Source organism: Mycolicibacterium litorale (assembly GCF_010731695.1).
Lineage (GTDB): Bacteria > Actinomycetota > Actinomycetes > Mycobacteriales > Mycobacteriaceae > Mycobacterium > Mycobacterium litorale.
Map to the genome: position 1 here is coordinate 1,853,998 of NZ_AP022586.1, position 21,902 is coordinate 1,875,899.

21 protein-coding genes are annotated in these 21,902 nt (G+C 69.0%); 6 read left to right on the forward strand and 15 right to left on the reverse strand.

What is annotated here, in order from left to right:
• Positions 1-6: 6 nt before the first annotated feature.
• The gene (locus G6N30_RS08640; protein ID WP_134055080.1) at positions 7-840 is read right to left on the reverse strand and encodes an EamA family transporter; all 834 of its coding nucleotides are present in this window, start codon (positions 838-840) and stop codon (positions 7-9) included.
• A gap of 251 nt (positions 841-1,091) precedes the next feature.
• Between G6N30_RS08640 and G6N30_RS08645 the strand changes: the two genes are divergently transcribed.
• Positions 1,092-1,577: a hypothetical protein gene (locus G6N30_RS08645; protein ID WP_134051872.1), complete on the forward strand. Its 486-nt coding sequence runs from the start codon at positions 1,092-1,094 to the stop codon at positions 1,575-1,577.
• Between the two features lie 16 nt (positions 1,578-1,593).
• Here the strand turns inward: G6N30_RS08645 and G6N30_RS08650 are convergent, their stop codons facing one another.
• Genes G6N30_RS08650 through eltD form a run of 8 tightly spaced genes read right to left on the reverse strand, consistent with a single transcriptional unit; the run spans position 1,594 to position 10,451 of the window.
• Positions 1,594-2,064, reverse strand: coding sequence for a ribose-5-phosphate isomerase (locus tag G6N30_RS08650; protein WP_134051874.1), 471 nt, complete (start codon positions 2,062-2,064; stop codon positions 1,594-1,596).
• The gene (gene derK, locus G6N30_RS08655; protein WP_134051876.1) at positions 2,061-3,809 is read right to left on the reverse strand and encodes a D-erythrulose 4-kinase; all 1,749 of its coding nucleotides are present in this window, start codon (positions 3,807-3,809) and stop codon (positions 2,061-2,063) included. Before derK ends, G6N30_RS08650 begins: the two co-directional genes overlap by 4 nt.
• Positions 3,806-4,933 (reverse strand): ABC transporter ATP-binding protein, encoded by a 1,128-nt coding sequence (locus tag G6N30_RS08660; protein WP_134051878.1) that lies wholly within the window; start codon positions 4,931-4,933, stop codon positions 3,806-3,808. The genes derK and G6N30_RS08660 overlap by 4 nt, the downstream gene beginning before the upstream one ends.
• Positions 4,930-6,045 (reverse strand): ABC transporter ATP-binding protein, encoded by a 1,116-nt coding sequence (locus G6N30_RS08665; RefSeq protein WP_134051880.1) that lies wholly within the window; start codon positions 6,043-6,045, stop codon positions 4,930-4,932. The genes G6N30_RS08660 and G6N30_RS08665 overlap by 4 nt, the downstream gene beginning before the upstream one ends.
• The gene (locus G6N30_RS08670; protein WP_134051882.1) at positions 6,045-6,923 is read right to left on the reverse strand and encodes a carbohydrate ABC transporter permease; all 879 of its coding nucleotides are present in this window, start codon (positions 6,921-6,923) and stop codon (positions 6,045-6,047) included. The genes G6N30_RS08665 and G6N30_RS08670 overlap by 1 nt, the downstream gene beginning before the upstream one ends.
• 2 nt (positions 6,924-6,925) lie before the next feature.
• Positions 6,926-7,882, reverse strand: a complete 957-nt coding sequence (locus tag G6N30_RS08675) for a carbohydrate ABC transporter permease (protein WP_134051884.1) — start codon at positions 7,880-7,882, stop codon at positions 6,926-6,928.
• A 32-nt stretch (positions 7,883-7,914) separates the two neighbouring features.
• The gene (locus tag G6N30_RS08680) at positions 7,915-9,342 is read right to left on the reverse strand and encodes an ABC transporter substrate-binding protein (RefSeq protein WP_134051886.1); all 1,428 of its coding nucleotides are present in this window, start codon (positions 9,340-9,342) and stop codon (positions 7,915-7,917) included.
• 20 nt (positions 9,343-9,362) lie between these two features.
• The gene (gene eltD, locus G6N30_RS08685) at positions 9,363-10,451 is read right to left on the reverse strand and encodes an erythritol/L-threitol dehyrogenase (RefSeq protein WP_134051888.1); all 1,089 of its coding nucleotides are present in this window, start codon (positions 10,449-10,451) and stop codon (positions 9,363-9,365) included.
• Positions 10,452-10,569: 118 nt separating this feature from the next.
• On the opposite strand from eltD, the gene G6N30_RS08690 reads away from it, so the two are divergent.
• The gene (locus G6N30_RS08690; protein ID WP_134051890.1) at positions 10,570-11,589 is read left to right on the forward strand and encodes a sugar-binding transcriptional regulator; all 1,020 of its coding nucleotides are present in this window, start codon (positions 10,570-10,572) and stop codon (positions 11,587-11,589) included.
• 1 nt (position 11,590) lies between these two features.
• Here G6N30_RS08690 and G6N30_RS08695 read toward each other — a convergent pair whose 3' ends face one another.
• Both G6N30_RS08695 and G6N30_RS08700 read right to left on the reverse strand, forming a co-directional pair.
• Positions 11,591-13,072: an FGGY-family carbohydrate kinase gene (locus G6N30_RS08695; protein WP_134051892.1), complete on the reverse strand. Its 1,482-nt coding sequence runs from the start codon at positions 13,070-13,072 to the stop codon at positions 11,591-11,593.
• Between the two features lie 31 nt (positions 13,073-13,103).
• On the reverse strand, positions 13,104-13,916 hold the full coding sequence (locus G6N30_RS08700) for an acyl-CoA thioesterase domain-containing protein (RefSeq protein WP_134051894.1): 813 nt from the start codon (positions 13,914-13,916) through the stop codon (positions 13,104-13,106).
• 89 nt (positions 13,917-14,005) lie between these two features.
• On the opposite strand from G6N30_RS08700, the gene G6N30_RS08705 reads away from it, so the two are divergent.
• Positions 14,006-14,635, forward strand: a complete 630-nt coding sequence (locus tag G6N30_RS08705) for a flavodoxin family protein (protein ID WP_134051896.1) — start codon at positions 14,006-14,008, stop codon at positions 14,633-14,635.
• Between the two features lie 95 nt (positions 14,636-14,730).
• Here G6N30_RS08705 and G6N30_RS08710 read toward each other — a convergent pair whose 3' ends face one another.
• On the reverse strand, positions 14,731-15,948 hold the full coding sequence (locus G6N30_RS08710) for an acyl-CoA dehydrogenase family protein (RefSeq protein WP_134051898.1): 1,218 nt from the start codon (positions 15,946-15,948) through the stop codon (positions 14,731-14,733).
• Positions 15,949-16,006: 58 nt separating this feature from the next.
• Positions 16,007-17,404: a xylulokinase gene (gene xylB / locus G6N30_RS08715; RefSeq protein WP_134051900.1), complete on the reverse strand. Its 1,398-nt coding sequence runs from the start codon at positions 17,402-17,404 to the stop codon at positions 16,007-16,009.
• A gap of 106 nt (positions 17,405-17,510) precedes the next feature.
• Here xylB and G6N30_RS08720 point away from each other — a divergent pair, with 106 nt between their 5' ends.
• The 3 genes from G6N30_RS08720 to G6N30_RS08730 all read left to right on the forward strand — a co-directional run bounded on the left by G6N30_RS08720 (position 17,511) and on the right by G6N30_RS08730 (position 19,722).
• Positions 17,511-18,020, forward strand: a complete 510-nt coding sequence (locus G6N30_RS08720) for a DUF6328 family protein (RefSeq protein WP_134051902.1) — start codon at positions 17,511-17,513, stop codon at positions 18,018-18,020.
• Between the two features lie 39 nt (positions 18,021-18,059).
• Complete coding sequence (locus tag G6N30_RS08725) at positions 18,060-19,025, forward strand: DoxX family membrane protein (RefSeq protein WP_134051904.1); 966 nt, start codon at positions 18,060-18,062, stop codon at positions 19,023-19,025.
• A gap of 109 nt (positions 19,026-19,134) precedes the next feature.
• Positions 19,135-19,722: an RDD family protein gene (locus tag G6N30_RS08730; protein WP_134051906.1), complete on the forward strand. Its 588-nt coding sequence runs from the start codon at positions 19,135-19,137 to the stop codon at positions 19,720-19,722.
• Between the two features lie 86 nt (positions 19,723-19,808).
• Here the strand turns inward: G6N30_RS08730 and G6N30_RS08735 are convergent, their stop codons facing one another.
• Together G6N30_RS08735 and G6N30_RS08740 are read right to left on the reverse strand one after the other, a co-directional pair.
• Complete coding sequence (locus G6N30_RS08735; RefSeq protein WP_134051908.1) at positions 19,809-21,341, reverse strand: GntP family permease; 1,533 nt, start codon at positions 21,339-21,341, stop codon at positions 19,809-19,811.
• The gene (locus tag G6N30_RS08740; protein ID WP_134051910.1) at positions 21,338-21,853 is read right to left on the reverse strand and encodes a gluconokinase; all 516 of its coding nucleotides are present in this window, start codon (positions 21,851-21,853) and stop codon (positions 21,338-21,340) included. Before G6N30_RS08740 ends, G6N30_RS08735 begins: the two co-directional genes overlap by 4 nt.
• Positions 21,854-21,902 lie beyond the last annotated feature (49 nt).

The following is a 21,902-nucleotide window of genomic DNA, read 5'->3' on the forward strand; positions in this document are numbered from 1 at the left end:
CGCGCGTCAGCCGACCTCGGCCGGCACCGGTGTCGTGCGCGCGCCACCGCGGGCCGCACAGATCCCGGCGGTCACGACGAGGACGATGCCGATCACCGCGGCCGGATCCGGCACCTGGTGCAGCGCCACGAAGCCGATGATCAAGGCGAACGCCGGCTCGAGGCTCATCAGCGTGCCGAACGCGGCGGCGCTCAGTCGGCGCAGCGCGAGCAGTTCGAGCGCGAACGGGAACATCGGCAGCATGATCGCCAGGCCGAGTCCGATGAGCAGCAGCTGCGGTGTCAGCTTGTCGAACACCATCGGTCCCACGACCGCCGTGCCGACCAGCCCGGCGACGGGCATGGACACCGCCAGCCCGTTGATCCCGGCGACCTGATCCCCGACGCGCTGGGTGAGCACGATGTAGCCGGCCCAGCACACCCCGGCCACCAGCGCGTAGAGCACGCCGACGAGGTCGACCGTCCCCGCCCACGGCTGGGTCATCAGCACCACGCCGACCGCGGCGAGACCCGGCCACGCCACGCGCGCGAGGCCGCGGCCCTGCACGACCGCCACCCCGAGGGGTCCGAGGAACTCCAGCGCGCTGGCGGTCCCCATCGGGATCCGGTCGAGCGCCGCCATGAACAGCAGCGTGATCGCGGCGGTGACGACCCCCAGCGCCACGCAGGCGACGAAGCTGCGCCGGGTGAACCGCGCCCGCCGCGGGCGCAGGAACACGAGGAACAACAGCCCCGCCCAGGCCAGCCGCAACCAGGCGGCGCCCTCGGCGCCGATCTGGTCGATCAGCCCCACGGCGACCGCCACACCCAGCTGCACCGACAGCATCGCCGCCACCGCCATCGCCGCCCCGGCCCGTGCGTCGCTTGCGCTCACCGCTGCAGTGATACGGCACCTCCCCTCACCGCGTCCACGGGTTTACCGACCGGCGGCAACTGGCACGCGCCGGGAATTTTCCAGGCTCGGCTTTTGTCATCCACTGACGCAATTTCCGCGAATCGCGCCCGTCACGGGCTCGATGCGGGGGACGATGGAGATTGACGCCCGGGTAAAGGGGTACCCGCAGCGTGTCGGGATGGCGGCGAGGGGGACTCGTGGACATCGGAAAGGCGGCCGTCACGGTCGCCGTGGCCGCAGTATCGGTCAGTGGTTGTGGGTACCGCATGGGTGCCTACTCCGACGCCGGCCCGACGCTCCACCCGACCGAGAACCGCGCCGTCGCGGCGTCCGCCGCGGCCCGCCCTGAGCCGGTGGTCCGGCACAACGCGTCGATCGCGGCCAACCATGCCGTCCCGCCGAACGCCGACGGCGACCCCGCGTGCCCGCCGTCGCAGGCCTGGGGCAGACAACCCGAGGGACCCGGAGTCCTGGTGACCGTGTGGGCGGAAGACTCCACCGCCGTCACCGTGCTCGTGCGCACCGACAGCGGCGCCGACATCGCCGAGCGGGGCATGGTCGACCGCGAGGACATCCGCCTGTTCGAGTTCCCCAAGATCGACGCCTCCGAGGTGCGGGAAGTGCTGATCATGACCAACACCCAGCGCTGTTTCGCGATCGCCGACCCGATGACCTTCGAATGAGGCCGGCGCCGGTCGGCTAGCGGTCGGCGACCGGTTCGTAGCCGCAGATCGCCTCGACCTTGTCCGCGGACTTGCTGGCAGGATCGAATTCGTAGTTCAGCCATTCGCGCGCCAGCCGGCGTGCCAACTCCAGGCCGATGACACGTTGGCCGAAGCACAGCACCTGCGCGTCGTTGGACAGCACCGAGCGTTCGACGGAAAAGCTGTCGTGCGCGGTCACCGCACGGATGCCGGGCACCTTGTTCGCGCTGATGGCCACCCCGAGGCCGGTGCCGCACACGAGCAGTGCACGGTCCGCCTTGCCCTCGGCGACCATCCGGGCCGCGGCCACCGCGATATGCGGGTAGGCGGTGTCCTCGTCGGTGCCCACACCGACGTCGGTCACTTCGACGACCCGGTCGTCGGCCTTGAGGTCCCCCTTGAGGGCCTCCTTGTACTCGTAGCCGGCGTCGTCGGAGCCGACGACGATCCGGAGTTTGGTCGTCACTGCGGACTGTCCCCTTTCACGGTGAGGTTCTCGGCGACGGTGCGGGCACACATCGCCAGCGAGGTGGCGCCGGCGTCGGGCGTGCCGACACTGCGTTCGGCCAGCGGGCGCGCGCGGCCGACCTTCGGCCGCAGGTCGGCGGTGGCACGCGCGGCGGCCTCCGCCGTCTGCGCGGCCGCCGCCCAGGCCTGCTCCCAGCGCTCACCGTCGGCCACCCGCCGTTCGAGTTCGTCGACGAAGGGCAACAGCGCGTCGAGCATGGTCTTGTCACCGGGAGCGGCGCCGCCCAGTTGTACCAGCGCGTCATAGCCGTCCCGCATTCCCGCGGCGACGGTCGCCGAGTCGGGACGACCGGTGTCGCCGAGACGGTTCCCGAGGGCGCTCAGCAGGGCGCCCCACAGCACTCCGGAGGTACCGCCCGCCTTGGCCGCCCACTGTTTGCCCGCCGCGGCGAGCACCGAACCCTGGCCTGCGCCGTCTGCCACCGCGTCGGCGGCCGCCGCGCGCGCCGCGGCCGACCCCTTGACCATGCCGCGGCCGTGGTCGCCGTCACCGGCGATCGCATCGATGCGGCCGAGTTCGTCCTCCGCCTCGGCGAGCATGGCGGCCAGGGCGTCGAAGAGTTTCGCCACCGCCCGGCCGCCGGCGCGGCCCGCATCGTCGGCCGTCGCTCGCACCGCAGGCGCGGCGGCGGCCGCGCGAACGTCGCCGTCGGTGCGCCGGTCACCGGACGAATCAGCAACGGCGGCAGCGCCTTTGCGGTAGGCCGGGGTGTCCGCCGGGGCCCGCCAGTACCGTTCGAGTTCCTCGTCGAGCCACATGACCGTCAGCGAGCAGCCGGCCATGTCGAGGCTGGTGACCAGCTCCCCCACCTCGGGTTCGACGACCTCGTAGCCGCGTGCGCGCAGCAGCCGCGCCACCTCACCCCATACGACGAACAGCTCTTCGTATTTGGTGCGGCCGAGACCGTTGAGAATGACCGCGATCCGCGTCGACTCGGTGTCGGCCGGCTTGTCGTCCAACACGCCGTTGACCAGCGTTGCGGCCAGGTCGGCCGCGCTGGGCATCGCCTCCTCGGCTACACCCGGCTCGCCGTGGATTCCGAGCCCGACGCCCATCTGTCCGTCCGGCACGGTGAACAGCGGATGGTCCGCACCGGGCAGCGTGCACCCGTCGAAGGCGACACCGAGCGTGCGGGTGGCCGCGTTGGACGCCTCCGCCACGCGCAATACGCCGGCCATGTCGAGGCCCTCCTCGGCGGCGGCCGACGCGGCTTTGAACACGGTGAAATCGCCTGCGATACCGCGCCGTTTGGCCTCCTCGCCTTTCGGCGCGCTGGCGATGTCGTCGGTGACGGCGAAGTAGTGCGCGTCGATGCCCTCGCCCCGCAGCTGCGAGACGGCGAGCCCGAAGTTCATGACGTCACCGGCGTAGTTGCCGGTGATGAGCAGCACGCCGGCATCGCCGTGGGCGGCGCGGGCGACCGATGCGGCCTCCTCGGTGGACGGGGAGGTGAAGATGTTGCCGACCACCGCGCCGTCGGCGAATCCCGCGCCGACGGTGCCGCAGAACGCCGGGTAGTGGCCGGACCCGCCGCCGATGACGACGGCGACCTTGCCCGGGCGGGTCTTGTGCGCGCGCACCACGCCACCCGGAACACCCACCACATAGCGGGAATTCGCGTCGAGGAACCCGACGAGCATGTCCTCGGTGAAGCGCGCGGGATCGTTGAACAACTTGGTCATCGCAGCCGCTCCCCCGTACCGGAGTCGAACAGGTAGACCCGCTCCGGCGGGGCGGTCACGACAACCCGCTGCTCGGGTTCGTAGGTGTCGGCGGCGGGCGTCTGCACCACGATGCCCTCCTCCATGCCGGCGACCGTACTGGTGGCCAGACCGAATTCGAGGAGGTGCTCGAAGTAGGCGACCGTGGTCTCGACACCGCTGCCGGTGTCGCCGGTGATCGTGCAGTCCTGCGGCCGGATGCCCACCGTGACGGTGGTGCCGTCGGCGACCCCGGTGGCCGCGGTCTCCAGGTGACCTGCCCGCTCTCCGATGTCCACCGACACCCGCCCGTCGCGCACGCGGGCCACCCCGGTCAGCACGTTGATCTGCGGCTCCCCCACGAACTGTGCGACGAACAGGTTGGCCGGATCGTCGAAAACCTCGTCGGGCGTGCCGAACTGCTGCACCACACCCGCGTCCATCACCGCCAGCCGGTCGGCGAGCGACAGCGCCTCCACCTGATCGTGGGTCACCACGATGGTCGTGTACCCGAATTCGCGTTGGAGCACCTTGAGTTCGCGGCGCACACGCTGACGGGCGGACGCGTCGAGGTGGCTGAGCGGTTCGTCGAGAAGCAGCACCGGCGGGTTGCGCACGAGCGCGCGGGCCAGCGCCACCCGCTGCTTCTGTCCGCTCGACAGCCCCGCCGGGCGCAGGTTCATCAGATCGTCCATCTCGAGGCGCCGGCTGATCGACTCGACCATCTGCTCGGCGCCCTTGACCTTGCGTGCCTTCAGCCCGTAGAGCAGGTTCTCGCGCACCGACATCGGCGGGTACAGCGCGTAGCTCTCGAAGCCGACCCCGATACCACGCTTGGCGGCGGGCAGCTGGGAGATCTCGCGGTCGCCGATCTTGATCGACCCGCTGGTGACGGTCTCGAGCCCGGCGATCATCCGCAGCGTCGTGGTCTTGCCGCAGCCGGACGGGCCGAGCAGCGCGACCAGTTCGCCGGGTTCGATGGCCAGATCGATGCCCTTGACCGCGGTGACGCTCTCACGCCCTCGCGACGAATAGGTCTTCACCAGGTCCGACAGCGTGAGGCTCTGCGCGGTGGCGGTCCGCGACCTCTCGGTTGTCACAGTCACTGTGCGGCCTCCAGGGTCGATTCGTGATCGGCAGATCCCAGTCGCGGGGTGTCGCCGTCACCGACGGCGAAGACGTGGACGTCGGAGTCGGCGACCTTCATCCTGACGTCGTCGCCCTCGCCCACGCCGTGGCGGCCCGAGGTCAGCACGATCAGTTCCGTGCCACCGCAGTCGACCGTCAACTCGATGTTGCGTCCCAGGCGCTCGGCGAGCTTGACCCGGCCGTGCAGCGATCCCTCGCCGCTGGTGACGTGAATGTCACTGGGCCGCAACCCGACCCGCACCCGGTCACCGCGGTCGACCACGGCGTCGGCGGGGATCGCGACGTCCAGCGAGCCGTCCCCGAGGCGGATGCGACCGTCGTCGACCACACCGTCGAGCAGGTTGATCTCGGGCTGACCGAGCGCGCGGGCGACGAACGTGTCGGCGGGCCGGCGCCAGATCTCCTCGGGAGTGCCGATCTGCACCAGGCGGCCCTCACGCATCACCGCGATGCGGTCGCCCAGCGCGAGCGCCTCCTGGTAATCGTGTGTCACGTAGAGCGTCGTGGTGTTCGACATGGCCCCGAGCTGTTTGAGCTCGGCGCGCATCGCGGCGCGCAGCTTCGCGTCGAGGTGGCTCAACGGTTCGTCGAGCAGGTAGATGTCGGCGGGCCGTACCAGCACCCGGCCCAGAGCCACACGCTGACGCTGACCGTTGGACAGCTCGCGCGGGTACCGCTCGAGCAGATGGTTGATCCCCAGCGTGGTGGTCACCTGGTTGATGCGTTCGGTCTGCTGAGACTCCGAATAGCGGCCCGTGCGACCGGATTTGAGCGGCGAGGCGAGGTTCTGCCGGACCGTCTTCTGCGGATAGAGCGCGTAGCTCTCGAACGCCATCGCGACGTTGCGGTGGTACGGCTCGACGCGGGTGACATCGCGCCCGCCGATGTGCACCGTGCCGCCGTCGATGTCGACGAGACCCGCCACCGACTTGAGCGTGGTGGTCTTACCGGCGCCGCTGGGACCGAGGATGACGAAGAACTCCCCGTCGCCGATGTCGACCGTCACACCGTCGACCGCCTTGGTGTTACCGAACGCCTTGCGCAGGCCGGAGATCGATACCGTGGCCATCAGGCTTTCACCGCCCCGAATGACAGGCCCCGCACCAGATAGCGCTGAATGGTCAGCGCCAGGATCAGGGGTGGAAGAGCCGCGATGAGGGCCGCGGCGGCCGTGAGGTTGTAGTACGCCTGCCCGCCACCGCCGAGGAACTTGGTGATCGCCACCGTGACGGTCCCGGCGTTGGTGTCGGCCAGGATCAGCGGGAAGACGTAGTTGTTCCAGGCGAAGATGAACGCCAGCAGCGCCGCAGCGGCGATACCGGGCCGCACGATCGGCAAGGCCACCATGAGGAACGCGCGCCTGCGGGTGTAGCCGTCGAGCAACGCGGCCTGTTCGAGATCTTCTGGCAGATCCTGGAAGTAGGACCGCAGGATCCACACCACCAGCGGCATCGTGACCAGCTGCAGCACCCAGATCATGCCGACCTTGGTGTCGAACAGGCCGATCTGGTTGTAGATCACGAACAGCGGCACGATCACCATCAGTTCTGGGGCGAACCGGAACGACAGCATCTGGAACATCAGGTCATTGCTGCCCTTGTACTGCCAACGCCCCGCGGCGTAGGCCGCCGGGATCCCGATCACCAGCGACACGATCACCGCACCGCCGCAGTTGATCAGGCTGGTCAGCAGTGACGTCTTGAAGTCGACGCTCGTCATCTGGGTGCCCTTGTCGGAGAGCACGGTGGCGAAGTTGGACCAGGTCGGGCTGAACGAGAAGTACGTGGTGGTCTGCTGTTCGGCGTTCTTCAGCGCCAGCATCAGCATCCAGAAGATCGGGAACAGCGAGAAGATGAACCAGAACACCAGCCCAACGTCGGCCGCGACCGACCCGATGGACAGGCGCTTCTGGCCGGGCGCGAGCTCGGCCCTGCTGAAAAGTGCCATGGTTACGACTCCGCTCCGGCAGCACGGCGCTGCGCTTTGCCGAGCACGCTGACGAGGTAGCGCGCGGTGATGAACACGATGATCCAGAGCAGCAGCATGTAGGTGCTGCCACGGGAGTAGTCGAGGTTGATGATCGAGTCCTCGAACGCGCCGATCTGCAGGGTGCGGGTGGCCACCCCGGGGCCGCCGGCGGTCAGCACGTAGATGTGGTCGAACACCTTGAGGTTGTCCATGAACCGGAAGATGACGGCGACCAGGATGTAGGGCCACAGCATCGGCAGCATCAACTTGCGGAACATGTAGAACCAGCTGGCGCCGTCGACGTCGGAGGCTTCGAACGGCTCCTTGGGCAGCGACCGGATGCCCGCGAGCACCAGGATCGCCACGAACGGGGTGAAGATCCACAGGTCGACCAGGATCACCGACCACAGGGCGTTGCCCGAGGACAGCCAGTCGAACGTGTTGCCCAGGCCGAGAACGTGATTGAGGATGCCGAACTGCGGGTTGAACATCAGCTTCCAGATCACGCCCGCGATCACCGGGGCGATCATCAGCGGTAGGATCAGCACTTTCTCGAAGATCTTGCCGATGATGCTGGACCGGTTGAGCAGCAGCGCCAGCCCGACGCCCAGCACGGTCTCGACCGCGGTGGCCACGACGGCGAAGATGCCGGTGACCTTGACGCTGGACCAGAAGATCTGGTCACCGAGAACGGATGCGAAGTTCTCGAACCAGACGAAGCGCGGGTTGGGGTTGACCGCGGCGTAGTTCAGGAAGGCGTAGTAGGCGCCGACGAAGAACGGGTACAGGATCCCGATCACGATGACGAGCGCGGGAATCGACAGCAGGTAGGGCCGCAGCTTGCGCCGCCAGGACGGCACCTCCGGCAGCGCGCGGCCCGGGGCCTGCGCTGACTGTTCGGGCGAAGCCTCCGGCGCCTTGGGGGTCTGAGTGGTCATGGGTGGCCCTGCTCTTTCATTGGACACGGCTCCTAGAGGTTGACCTTGGAGGTGTTGGTCTTGGCCAGACTGCGCAGCCGGGAGGCGGCGTCGTCCCCGCCGTAGATGTCCTGCAGCGCAACGGCCCAGTCCTTCGTGGTGTCGAAGAACTTCGTCTGCGGGGTGAACTGGATCTTCGAGGTGGGAATCACGGTCTCGAAGGTCTCGAGGTACCCGTACTGGTCGGCGGCGATGCGCTTGAACGTCGTGTCGAACACCGACTGCCGCACCGGATCGGCGTAGATGCCGCCCTCGACGGCCTTGTTCATCGACTCCTTACCGGTGGCCCACTGGATGAACAGCCAGGCGGGCAGCTTGTTGCGCGAGTTGGCGTTCATCGCCCACGTCCAGGTCCACAGGTTGGTCCTGTAGTTGCCGTCGGGGCCGGCCGGGCCCGGATACCAGCCCAGATTGCCCGCCTGCGCGCTGGCGCCCGGCTTGTTCTTGGGGTAGGTCGCGCTGTCGGCGTCGTAGACCATCATGGCCTTGCCGTCGCCGAGATCGCCGGTGGCGTTGGGGTAGTCGTAGGTCGTCCACGACGTCGGCCCCGCCTCGTGCTGCATCTGGATCCACTTCTTGGTGAAGTCGACCGCCTTGTCGCCGGCCATCTCGGCGACCAGTTCACGGCCGTCGAAGGTGTAGTCGACGGCACCCTCGCGGACGTACTGCGTCATGAACCCGGGGTGGATGGTGGCCCACGACTTGGATCCGCGGGTGGCGATGCCGTACCGGTTCTCGGAACGGTCGGTCAGGTCGACCGCCAGCTGGATGAAGTCGTCGAAGTTGTCGGGCAGCTTCCTGATGCCCCGCCGGTCGAAGTACGCCTTGTTGTAGGCGACGACGTTGTTCTCGAAGCCCCACGGAATCGCCCACTGCCCGCCGGTGCCCAACGGATTCCCCAGCGAGAAGTCCCACCGGGTGGAGGTGCGGAGACCCTCGAAGATGTCCTCGAAGTCGTACTCGGCGTTCGTGGCCGCGGTGTTCTGCAGCCAGGGGTTGAGGTCCTCGATCCAGCCGGGCGGACCGTACTGCCAGATGAAGTAGGCGCCGAGCATGAAGGCGTCGTGTTTGCCTGTGCCGCCGGCCAATTCGGTGTTGAGCTTGGTGAAGTAGTCGGCCTCGGGCACCAGGTCGACGTTGACGTTGATCCCGGTGAGCTCGGTGAACTCCTTGAGCAGCGGCTGATACGACTGCTGGTACGGGTGGGGGGTCTGCAGGATGTTGATGGTGGACCCGGCGGCCTTGCGCCAGTCGAATCCGCCGGTGACCTCCGACGCCCCGTTCGGCGCGCTGGCCTTGCCGCCGACGCCGCACGCCGACAGCACCGGAAGTGCGGCGGCGGCCGCACCCGCGACGCCCATGGCGGCCAGCATGTTCCGCCGCGACAGCTGACGTTGCTGCGCGAACCGATCTCGACTCATGTGGTGTGTTCCTTCGGCTCTCAGGCGGGGATCAGCGAGACCTTGACCGACTCTTTGCCGCTGGCCACCAGGTCGAGGCCCTTCTGGAAGTCGGTGAGCGGCAACTGATGTGTGCAGATCTCGTCCATCGGCAGGACGCCGGACTCGATCATCTTGATGGCCGCGGGCCAGCAGTACGGCCCGAGGTGCGCGCCGAGGACGTCGAGTTCCTTGTCGTCGCTGATGATGCTCCAGTCGACCTTCACGTCGCTGCCGAAGACGCCGTACTCGACGTAGCGGCCGAGCTTGCGCAGCAGGTTGAGGCCCTGCGGGACCGCCGACGTGTGGCCCGTGCCTTCGAGGTAGACGTCCGCGCCGTAGCCGTCGGTGAGGTCCTTGACGATCTTCTCGGCGTCCTGTTCGGCGATGTTGATCGTAAGATCGGCGCCGCACTTCTCGGCGAGCTTGAGCTTCTCGGGCGCCATGTCCAGGGCGATGACCCGCATCGGGTTCTTGGCCCTTGCGCCGGCGATCATGCCGAGTCCGATCGGCCCGCAACCGGCCACCACGACGGTGTCCTCGAAGGTGATCTGGGCCCGCTCGACGGCGTGTAGCGAGCAGGACAGCGGTTCGGCGAACGCGGCGTGCTGGGGCTTGATGTCCTTGGACACCTTGTGCACCAGCGCTTCCGCCGGATAGACCATGTAGCTGGCCATGGCCCCGGGTGTGCGGCGCTTGAAGCCGTAGAGGTCGTGGGGCTGGCACATGTGGTACTGGCCGCGCTTGCAGAAACGGCACTCCCAGCACGGGACGATCTGCTCGGAGACCACGCGGTCGCCGACCGCGATCCCCCACCGCTGCGCGGCGTCGTCGTCGAGTTCGACGACGGTGCCGACGAATTCGTGACCGGGGATCACCATGGTCTCGGCCCATGCCGGCCGGTTCTCGTCACCCCAGAACTTCGCCGCACCGTGGTAGCACTTCAGGTCGCTGGCGCAGATCCCGACCGCTTCCACCCGGATCAGCGCTTCGCCCGGTCCGCGCTGCGGGACGGCGATCTCCTCGAGTCGGTAGTCGTGCGGTCCGTGGCAGACCACTGCTTGCATCTTTTCCGGGATCTGATCGGGCATTCGAGGGCTCCTCCTGTGTGGCTGCGCTCACACTAACCAACGGGGTGCACATCTGTCCAGAACATCTGTTCAGCGAGAATCTGTTCAGCTCTGCGTGTTCAATGTCATACTTCATCTCGTGCCCCGGTCCGCACAGTCCTCGAGCCCGCCCGGCGTCGACGGTTCACCGTCCGACGCCGACGCCGGCCATTTCCCCGCTTCGCTGCTGTACGCCGCGGCGAAGCTGTACTACACCGAGGACGCCACGCAGGCCGAGGTGGCGACGCAACTCGGCACCAGCCGCGCGACCGTCAGCCGCCTCCTCGCCGAGGCCAAACGCCGCGGCATCGTGCGCATCGAAGTCGTCCAGCCTGCCGAGCTCACCTCCGGCGACCTCGGCGACCGGGTGGCCCGCGCGTTGTCGTTGACGACGGTCTTCCTCAGCCACCCCCTGCCCCAGCCGGGTCCCGGCCGCGGCATCGTCGACGTGATGGGCGCCGCGCTGGCGCCCGCCGTCGGACAGGCGCTGTCGGGCGCAGGCCTGCTACCCGGCGACGTGTTGCTGGTGTCGTCGGGACGCACCGTCTACGAGGTGGCCCAGTACGACCTCGTGCCGCTGCCCGGCGTGCTGGTGGCTCCGACGGTCGGCGGCAACGACCAGCCCGAGGAGTGGTACCAGACCAACGAGATCACCCGGCGGGTCGCCAACCGGGTCAACGGCAGGCCCAACTACCTGTTCGCGCCCGCGCTGCCCGGACCCGACCTGTACCCGTCCCTGCTCAAGGACCCGAGTATCCAGCGGGTGCTGCACCTGTGGCCGCATGCCCGCTGCGCGCTGATGGGCGTCGGGGCGCCACCGCTGATGCGTTCGGACATCCCGCAATTCGTACCGACGCGGTCGAATTCGTTGCGTGCCGCGGTCGGCGACGTGTGCTCGCGCTTCTACGACCGCGACGGCAACGAGGTCGATTTCGAGGGCAGCGACCGCCTGATCGCCGTCGAACTCGAGGCGCTGCGCCATGTTCCGGTGACGATCGCGGTGGCGGTGGGCCAGGACAAGGTGTCCTCGATCATCGCAGGCGCCCGCGGCGGCTACTTCAACCAGCTGGTCACCGATCCGGCGACCGCCGCGGCGATCCTGGACAGCGTCGAGGGCTGACTCACTCCGGGTCGAGGGCCGAGAGTCGGTGCACCTGTTCGCGGGTGGCCGGATACAGCCCGCACCAGGTGTCGTACAGGTCGTCGTAAAGGGCGCGGCGCCGCGGGTCGGGCTGGATCTCCCGAGACATCCGAGTCCAGTCGGTGCTGGGTGCGACCAGGCCGGTCCCGATCGCGGCGAGCAGCGCGTCGCCGTAGCTGGCGCCGATCGCCTGCTCGGGCACCAGTTGCGGGCGGCCGGTGATGTCGCTGAGCGCCTGCGCCCAGACCGGACTGCGCAGACCGCCGCCGACGGCCACCGTCCTGATCGCGCTGTGCGCGTCGTCGAATCGTTCGAGGATCTGCCGGATACCGAACGAGATCCCCTCGTACGCGGCGCGAAACAGGTGTCCGCGGCCGTGGCGCAGCGTCAGCCCGGCCACCACCCCGCGGGCCAGCGGGTCGAACACCGGGGTTCGCTCACCGGCGAGGTACGGCAGCATCAGCAAGCCCTCGCTGCCCGGTGGCACGGCCGACGCTTCTTCGGTCAACTCGTCGAACGACGCGCCGCCGGTGGTCGCCTGAAGCCAGCCGATGAGGCTGCCCGCCGTCGACGTCCCGGCCGCCAGCGCGAGGGTGCCGTGCTCGACACCGGTGGTGGTCCACAGCGTCGGATCGCTGTGGTACTCGTCGATGACCTGGACGAGGAACATCGTCGACCCGTACATCAGCATCTGGTCGCCGGGTTGGCGCACCCCCACCGAGAACGCCTCGGAGTAGGCGTCGATGGTGCCCGCCGAGACCGGGGTCCCCGCGGGCACACCGGTCTGGTCCGCCGCCTCGGAGGTGACGGTGCCCACCACGTCGCTCGGCCACACCAGCCGCGGCAGCGGCAGATGCCCGCAGATCCGGGCGGCCCAGTCGTGGTTCCAGTCGAAGCGGCGGGTGGCGTATAGCGGATCGCACTGGCTGGCCGTGTGGTGGTCGATCACGTATTCACCGGTCAGCTTGGCGGCGATGAACGAATTCGATCCGTACCAGCCCGTCGCGCGGTCGAAGACGTCGGGTTCGTGCCGCCGCACCCATTCCAGTTTGGGTCCGACCGCCTGACTGGACAGCAGCGTGCCCGCCCGCTCCAATATCTCTGACTCCCCGAATTCCGCTGTGAGCGAAGCGATTTCGGCGGTGGCCCGGGTGTCGATGCCGTAGAGGATCGCCGGCCGCAGCGGACGAAGCTGATCGTCGCAGAGCACCAGGCACGGGCCCACTCCGCTCACGCACATGCCGGCCACCACACCGCCGCCGGGCACCTGGGCCATCAGCGCGCGGCTGATCTGGCAGACCTCGCGCCACCACAGCGCTTCGGCGTCCGCCTCCGCCCAGCCGGGACGCGGCAGACTCATCGAGTGGGCGATGGTCTCCGACGCGATCACCGCGCCGTGCGCGTCGACGAGTACGCCTTTGGTGCTCCCCGTCCCGATGTCGATACCGAGCAGCAGATCCACGTGCCAAACCCTACGTCGTCAGCGGTGGGCGTCAGTGCGTCCTGGAGGGAAACGGGTCGTTGCCGAAATCGATCTGCGCGGCGGGGTTGCTGACCGCGGTCACCATGCCCGAACCGAACGCGCCCCGCCGGTCATACAGCGTCGCGGTGCCCACGGAGATGCCGTCGGACACCCAGTGCGAATCCGCCTGCACCCCGACCCATTCGTCGACCGGCAGCCGCGAGAGCGCGACCGTGAGATCACCGTTGATGTAGCCGACCCCCGCCGTGCCGAGGTTGGTGACCAGGCTGGTGCCCTCGGCCGCCACCACCGCACGGACGAACGGGGAGTTCTCGGTACCGGCGACCACCTGTATCGAGCGGCTCCAGCTGCGCTTGCGGGCGGTGTTCTGGTGGTCGACGATCGCGTGCGTCCAGCCCTGCCCGTCACTGCCCAGGTGGATCGCCCGCGACGGATCGACATCGGCGGGCACGTCGAAGTCGCCCGGCGGCACCCATTCGGCACCGCGCGGCGCTTCGGCCCGCCGGTACTGCACGAGCGTCGCGCGCGCGACCGTGACCCCGTCCTGCACCAGCTCGCACTCGGAGTTGCGCACCCGCCTGCCGTCGCGCACCAGATTCGTCTTCGCCGTCGTCGGGACGCCTCGGGCCGCCTTGAACAGGTCCACGGTGAGACGCGTCGGCAGGAAGTCGTCCAGGCCGTACTCCAGCTCCAGCACCTGCGCCGCAAGGCCCACCACCGCGGGGCCGTTGAGGTGGTCGTCGCCCCAGTGGCTCTGCGCGAAGCGGGTCGGAACGAACGCACCGTCGTCGGTGGGTTCGAAGTGGACGAGTAGCTCGCTCATCCCGGCATCGTCGCACAGCCGGGGTGACCAACCCGTGACGGCCGCCGTGGGCTGATTTCCACCCGCCGACGGCGGGTAGACGCCCCGCTATGACCACCTCCGATCAGAACCGGACCCTGCGCGCCGTCGGTCTGGTGTGCACCCTCAAACCGAGCCCGGCACCGTCGAGCAGCATCGTCATCGCCGAGCAGTTGTTCGAACCGATGCGCAAGGCGGGCGTCGAGTGCGAGATCGTGCGCTGCGTCGACCATGCACTGCATCCCGGCGTCGAAGCCGATATGGGGCCCGGCGACGAGTGGCCGGCCCTGCTCGAGAAGATCGTCGCGGCTGACATCGTCGTCGTCTCCACCCCGACCTGGGTGGGGCACATGTCGAGCGTCGCTCAGCGGGTGCTCGAACGCCTCGACGCCGAACTGTCCGAGACCGACGACGCGGGCCGGCCCCGCCAGGTCGGCAAAGTGGCGCTGGCCGCGGTCGTCGGGAACGAGGACGGCGCCCATAAGATCGTCGCCGATCTGTTCCAGGCGCTCAACGACATCGGCTTCACCATCCCCGCGCAGGGCTGCACCTACTGGAACGACGAGGCGATGGGCGGGCGGGACTTCAAGGATCTCGACGAGACGCCGGGGGCCGTCGCCAGCACCACCGAGACCGCTGCGCGTAACGCGATGCACCTCGCGCGGGTGCTGCGCGACAACCCGTATCCCGCCTACTCCTGAGCACCGCCGATAGGCGACGCCCCGCGAGCGTGCGCAAACCGCTTGCGTCACACGGCGTGTCGCGCGCAAGCGCGCACTCTCGCCGCAGGACCGGATCAGCGGATCGGGAGCCCCGTCACCGCGCGGCCGATCACCAGGCGCTGGATCTCGCTGGTGCCCTCGAAGATCGTGAAGATCTTCGCGTCGCGGTGCATCCGCTCGACGGGATAGTCGCGGGTGTAGCCGTTACCGCCCAGAATCTGGATCGCCTCGTCGGTGACGTACACGGCGGTCTCGCTGGCGTACAGCTTGGCCATCGAGCCCTCCGCCGAGGTGAACGCCTTGTTGTTGCGGTGCATCCACCCGGCCCGCCACACCAGCATCCGGGTGGCGTCGATTCGGGCCTTCATATCGGCGAGCTTGAACGCGACGGCCTGGAACTCACCGATCTTGCGGCCGAACTGTTCGCGCTGGCAGGCATAGTCGAGCGCGTACTCGTAGGCGGCGCGGGCCACGCCCAGCGCCATCGCTCCCACGAACGGACGGGTCCGCTCGAACGTCGCCATCGCAGCCTGGCTCGCCGTCCGCTGCCCTTCCTTGGCCCGCGCGATGCGCTTCTCGAACTTCTCGCGCCCGCCGAGGATGAGCTCGCCGGGGAGGCGGACGTTGTCGAGCACCACCTCCGCGGTGTGTGAGGCGCGGATTCCGTGCTTCTTGAACTTCTGGCCCTGTGACAGCCCCCGCGTTCCGGGCGGCACGATGAAGGTCGCCTGCCCACGCGTCCCGAGGTCGGGATACACCGAGGCCACCACGACGTGGACGTTCGCGATGCCGCCGTTGGTGGCCCACGTCTTCGTGCCGTTGAGCACCCACTCGTCGGCAGCCTCGTCGTAGACCGCGCGGGTGCGCACCGCACCGACGTCCGAACCGGCGCCCGGTTCGGAGGAACAGAACGCGGCCACCTTCGTGTCACCGGGTGTACCGAACATGGCGGGCAGCCAGTCGCCGATCTGCTGCGGCGTGCCGTTCGACGCCAGTGCCGCGGCAGCCAGCCCGGTCGCCAGGATGGACAGCGCGATGCCCGCATCGCCCCAGAAGAGCTCCTCGAACACGGTGATCAGCCCGATACCGCTGGTCTCCCCCGCCATCTGGGCGAACAGGTCGGGGGTGTACAGCCCGACCTTGGCCGCCTCTTCGATGATGGGCCAGGGGGTTTCCTCGCGCTCGTCCCACTCCGCGGCGGCGGGCCGGACCACGTCGCGGGCGAATTCGTGCACCCAGTCGCGCACCGAGACGACGTCTTCGGGAAGTTCGAGCGAGAAGGTGGGCTCCATCGCGGTCTCCATTCGTGGCGCGGTATTCGCCGCCCATCGTGTCACGCGGTGCCGGAGCTCACTGTCCCAGTGTCAGCACCCGTGCGGCGTCGTACTGCTCGTTGACGTGCGGGGTCGGCTCCGCCTCGTAGGTCGCGGTCACACCGAAGCTCCAGTCCGGCGGCGCATCTCGGCCCGAGAGCGCCCACGCGGCCTGACGGGCCGCACCGAGCGCCACGTACTCCGCCGGGGTCGGCACATGCACGGGCCTGCCCAGGACAGCCGGGGCGATGCGGCGGACGGCCTCCGAGCGCGCCCCGCCGCCGACCAGGATGATCCGCAGGACCTCGACACCCTGGGCGGAGATCTTGTCGATGCAGTAGGCCATCGACGCGAGCAGTCCCTCGACGGCCGCGCGCGCCACGTTGGCCTGGGTGAAGTTGCGTGTGGTGACCCCGTGCAGGGCGCCGGTGGCGTCGGGCAGGTTCGGGGAACGCTCGCCGTCGAAGTACGGAACCAGCGTGAGGCCCTCGGCGCCTGCGGGCGCCGTCAGCGCGAGGCGGTCGAGTTCGTCGAATTCGACGCGCAGCATCCCGGCCGTGGCCGCGAGCACCGGCGCTCCGTTGAGCGTGCACACCAGCGGAAGCTGGCGCCCGGTCGCGTCGGCGAAGCCGGCGACGAGGCCTTCGGGGTCATGCGGCGCGGTGGTCGCCACGGCGCTGACCACCCCGGAGGTGCCCAGCGACATCACGCAGTCTCCGGCACGCGCGCCGAGACCCAGCGCGGCGGCGGCGTTGTCCCCGGCGCCCGGCCCGAGGGGCGCACCCGATGCGGTCTGCCCTGCGACATCGCGCGGGCCGAGGACCTGCGGGAGGACGGGGCGGCGACCACGCATCGCCAGTTCCAGCAGATCCTGCTGGTACTCGCCGCTCTTGGCCGAGAAGTAGCCGGTCCCGCTGGCGTCGCTGCGGTCGGTGCGCACGTCGCCGATATCGGTGGAACCCGACAAACGCCATGTCAGCCAGTCGTGTGGCAGGCACACCGCCGCGGTCGCGTCGGCGTTGGCGGGTTCGGAGTCGGCCAGCCAGCGCAGTTTGGTGGCGGTGATGGCGGCGACCGGCACCACGCCGATGCGCTCTGCCCACGCACCCGGGCCGCCGAGTTCGGCGACCAGATCCGCTGCCGCAGACGCGGAGCGAGTGTCGTTCCACAGCAACGCATCTCGCACGACGGCGCCGTCGTGGTCCAGGCACACCATGCCGTGCTGCTGCGCGCCGATCGACACCGCCTCGACGTCGTCGAGACCGCCCGCCGCGGTGACGGCGGCCTGCAGCGCCGCCCACCACGCCTGCGGATCGACCTCGGTACCGCCCGGGTGCGGTGACGTCGCCGAGCGAACGGTCTCACCGGTGTCGGCGTCGCACACCAGGACCTTGCACGACTGAGTCGACGAATCGATTCCGGCGACCAGTGCCACGGCGACCTCCTCGGGATCAGCGGCTGAACCACACCACCCTAGTCAGCGCGGCGGCGAACCGGACAGAACGCCGGTCGCGCGGCCGAGGGCCTGCCACAATCGGCCGATGGCCGGCGAGAGCACGGAGCACCGGGACCGGCAGCGGTGGGATCCTGAACGCAACGAGACGGAGACCGAGCGACTGGACCGCAACTGGTCGAGCCTGCTGCAGGAACTGCGCGTCGCGCAGACGGGCGTGCAGGTACTGACCGGATTCCTGCTGATCCTGCCGTTCCAGGAGCGCTTCACCGAACTCGACGACGGCGCGCGGCTGGTGTACCTGATGACCGTCGCATCCTCGATCGGCTCCACCGTGCTGCTTGTGGCTCCAGTCAGCATGCACCGGATGCTCTTTCGGCAGCACCGCCTCGACGCGCTGGTGGCCTCCTCCCACCGGTTCGCGATCGCGGGGCTTCTGCTGCTGGGAACGGCGTTGACCGGGGTGGCCGCCATCATCTTCGACGCCGTCCTCGGCGCGACCGGCGCATGGGCCGCCGGGATCGTGACGCTGCTGTCGCTCACCGCGTCGTGGTTCTGGCATCCGTTGCGCCGGCGCCGGCGCAAGACCCCGCACTGACGCGTTTGTGAGCTGGTCGCCCGGGGAACACAGCGCAACATGCTTATCCGACGTATCGCGCGACCCATGTTGTCTGCTGTGTTCATCGGGCGTGGAGTGGAGGCTCTGCGGAGCCCCAAACCGGCTGTCGATGCGGCCAAGCCGACGCTCGAAGGTTTGAGCAAGCTGCCCGATCCGGTGGGGACCAACGTGCCCACCAACGCCGAGACGGTCGCCCGCGTCACCGCGGGCGTGCAGATCGGTGGCGGGCTGCTGCTGGCCTCCGGCAAGTTGCCGCGTCTGGCCTCCGCAGCGCTGGCGTTCAGTGTGGTGCCGGGCAGCCTCGGCGGGCACATGTTCTGGAACGAGACCGACCCGACCCGCAAGGCCGACGAGCGTCGCGCCTTCCTCACCGACGTGAGCCTGATCGGCGGGCTGATCATTGCCGCCGTCGACACCGAGGGCAAACCGTCCCTCGGGTGGCGCGGGCGCCACGCGGCCCGCAAGGTCACCGCGGCGCTGCCGGTCGGCGCGGCCGCCGGCGGCTCTCTGACCGACAGCGAACTCGCCGAGAAGCTGGGCCACGGTCTGCACGTCGGCGCGGAGCGCGGGCGTGAACTGGCCAGCGTCGCCCTGGAACGCGGTGCGGAGTTGGCCGAGGTGGCCCGTGAGCGGGGTGCGGAACTCGCCGAGGTCGCCTCCAAGCGGGGTGCCGAGTTCGCCGAGGTCGCCAGCAAGCGCAGCGCAGAACTGGCGGAGGTCGCCAGCAAGCGCAGCGCCGAACTGGCCGATGTGGCGAGCAAGCGCGGCGCGGTGCTGGCCGAAGTCGCCCGCGAGCGCGGAACCGAGTGGGCCGAGGTGGCACGGGACCGCGCGCCCGAACTGGCCGAAGTCGCCAAGGGACGCAGCGCCGAGCTGGCCCTGCTCGCCCGTGAGCGCGCCAACGATCTCGCGGAGACGACCCGCAGCCAGGTCAAGCAGACCAGGAAACAGGCCAAGAAGGAAGCCAAGCGCCGGATGAAGTGATCCGAACCGAAACCTGATCTTGTCGAACCGGGCGCGTCGAAGCGCCCGGTTCGTCATGTTTCGGCGGTAGATTCGAGCCCACCCCACAACGCGGTCAGGAGTGTGTCCGATGACAACCGGTGACTATCCCCCTCAGCCGGGCCAACCCCCATACGGCGAGCCCCAGTACGGGCAACCCCAGTACGGGCAACCGCAATACGGCCAGCCGCAGTACGGCCAACCCCCGTACGGTCAGCCGCAATACGGACCCGGCGGCTATCCGCCCGGACCGGGCGGCGCCGTTCCCGGAAGCCTCGGGATGCGGTTCCTCGCGCGGTTGATCGACGGCATCATCGTCGGCATCGTCGGTGGCCTGCTCGTCGCGCTGACCGATTCGATGTCCAACGTCTGGATCACCGGCCTGTTCACCGGTGTGCTGTCGTTCCTGTACTACGTCCTGTTCGAGGTGACGCAGGGCTGGACCCCCGGCAAGAAGCTGTTGGGGATGAGCGTGCGCGGACCTGGCGGCGCCCCGAAGCCGTCGGCGTCGCAGTCGGCGATCCGCAACCTGTTCACGCTGCTCCCGATCATCCCGTTCATCGGCGGTCTGCTCGGGGTCATCGCGATCGTCGTCATCGCGGTGACGATCAACGGCAGCCCGACCAAGCAGGGCAAGCACGACGAGATGGCAGGTGGCACCCAGGTGGTCAAGGGCTGACATCGTCTGAGCCAGAACGGAAGTCCCCCGGCCCCAAGCCGGGGGACTTCTCGATTCGGGTCAGTCCCGCATCGTGCGGGGCGGTGTCATATGAAGATCCCGAGCAGCAGCACGAACACCAGACCGGTGACCGACAGCGCCGTCTCCATGAGCGACCACGTCTTGATGGTCTGGCCCACCGACATCCCGAAGAACTCCTTGACCAGCCAGAAGCCGGCGTCGTTGACGTGGCTGAAGAACAGCGAGCCGGCGCCGACGGCCAACACGATCAGCGACACCTCGCCGGTGCTCATCCCTTCGATGAGGCCGAGCATGAGCGACGACGCGGTGATCGTGGCGACCGTCGCCGAACCGGTGGCGAGCCGGATCAGCACCGCCAGCACCCACGCCAGCAGGATCACCGAAACGTTTGCCGCGGTGGCCCATTCGGCGAGTTTCGTCCCGATGCCGGTGTCGACGAGCACCTGTTTGAAACCACCGCCCGCCGCCACGATGAGGATGATCCCGGCGACCGGCGGCAGTGACGATTCGATGCACTTCATGATCTGATCGCGGGCCATCCCCGCCCCACGGCCGAGGGTGAAGATGCCGACGATGACCGCGATCAGCAGCGCCATCAGCGGGCGGCCCAGCACGTCGAACGTCTGCCGCAGCGGGTTGCTCTCGTCGTCGATGAAGATGTCGACCAACGCCTTGCCCATCATCAGGGCGACCGGCAGCAGGACGCTGAACAAGGTGATGCCGAACGAGGGCCTGCGCCGCTCGGTCAGGGTGCCCGTCGCGGTGACCGCGGCGGTTCCCCCACCGGAGCCCGATTCGCGGTCCGGTGTCGAAGTGCCCGGGCCCGAAGCCGTCGGCCCCGAACCCGTTGTGCCGGAAGCCGTCGTCGGTGACCCCTTCAGGTCCGAGCCGAAGTCGTCGGCGTCGAAGCGGTCGGGGACGCCGAGGACCACCCAGCGGCCGGCGAGCTTTCCGAACAGCGGCCCGGCGATGATCGTGGTGGGAATGGCGACCGCGACGCCGAGCGCGAGCGTGATGCCCAGGTCGGCACCGAGCAGGTCGATCGCGGTCAGCGGGCCCGGGTGCGGCGGGACCAGCCCGTGCATCGCGGACAGGCCCGCCAGCGCGGGGATGCCGATGGTGATCAGCGACAGCCCGGACCGGCGCGCGACCAGGTAGATCACCGGCATCAGCAGGACCAGCCCGATTTCGAAGAACATCGGCAGCCCGATCACCGCGCCCACCAACGCCATTGCCCACGGCAGCGACCGCGGCGACGCGTGCCCGACGATGGTGTCGACGATCTCGTCGGCTCCGCCGGAATCGGCGAGCAGCTTGGCGAACATCGCACCGAGCGCGATCAGGATGCCGACACCGGCGGCCGTGCTGCCGAATCCGTCGGCGAACGAATCGAGGCCGTCGCCGATGTTCACACCGGCCGCCAGCCCGACGGTGAGGGCACCGAAGATGAGGGCCAGGAACGGATTCAGCTTCGCGACGGTGATGAGCACGACGATCACCGCGATGCCGGCCAGGGCTGCCAACACCAGCTGCGGGCCGCCGGCCACGGGTTCGGGTAGCTCGGTGTCGGCCGCCAGAAGGGTCAGTGCCGCGGTCATCGGTGCTCCTGTTCGGTGGTGGGGGAAGCCGTGAGCTCCAGGTAGGTCTCGATGATCGAGTCGATGTCCCGGGCGACGTCGATGGTGACGCCGCGTTCGTCGTCGGTCAGCGGCTCGAGCGTGGCGAACTGCGAGGCCAGCAGGGAAGCCGGCATGAAATGACCGGGACGGCTGGCTTGGCGGCGCCCGATGACCTCGGCGGCGCCGGCCAGGTGGAGGAACTCCACGTCGGGACAGTGTCTGCGCAGTTGGTCCCGGTAGCGGTGTTTGAGCGCCGAACAGCTCATGACGCCGCCGTCCGGGTGGGCGGCCAGCCACTCCCCGATCGCTTCCAGCCACGGGTGGCGGTCGTCGTCGTCGAGAGGTTGTCCCGCGGTCATCTTGGCGATGTTGGCCGGCGGGTGGAAGTCGTCGGCATCGGCGAACGGCACCCGAAGCCGCTGGGACAGCGCGGCGCCCACCGTGGACTTACCCGACCCTGAGACGCCCATGACCACGATCGGTGATCCCATCCGAACCAGATACCCCGTTGTGGCCGATGCCACACCGCGCGACGACGCG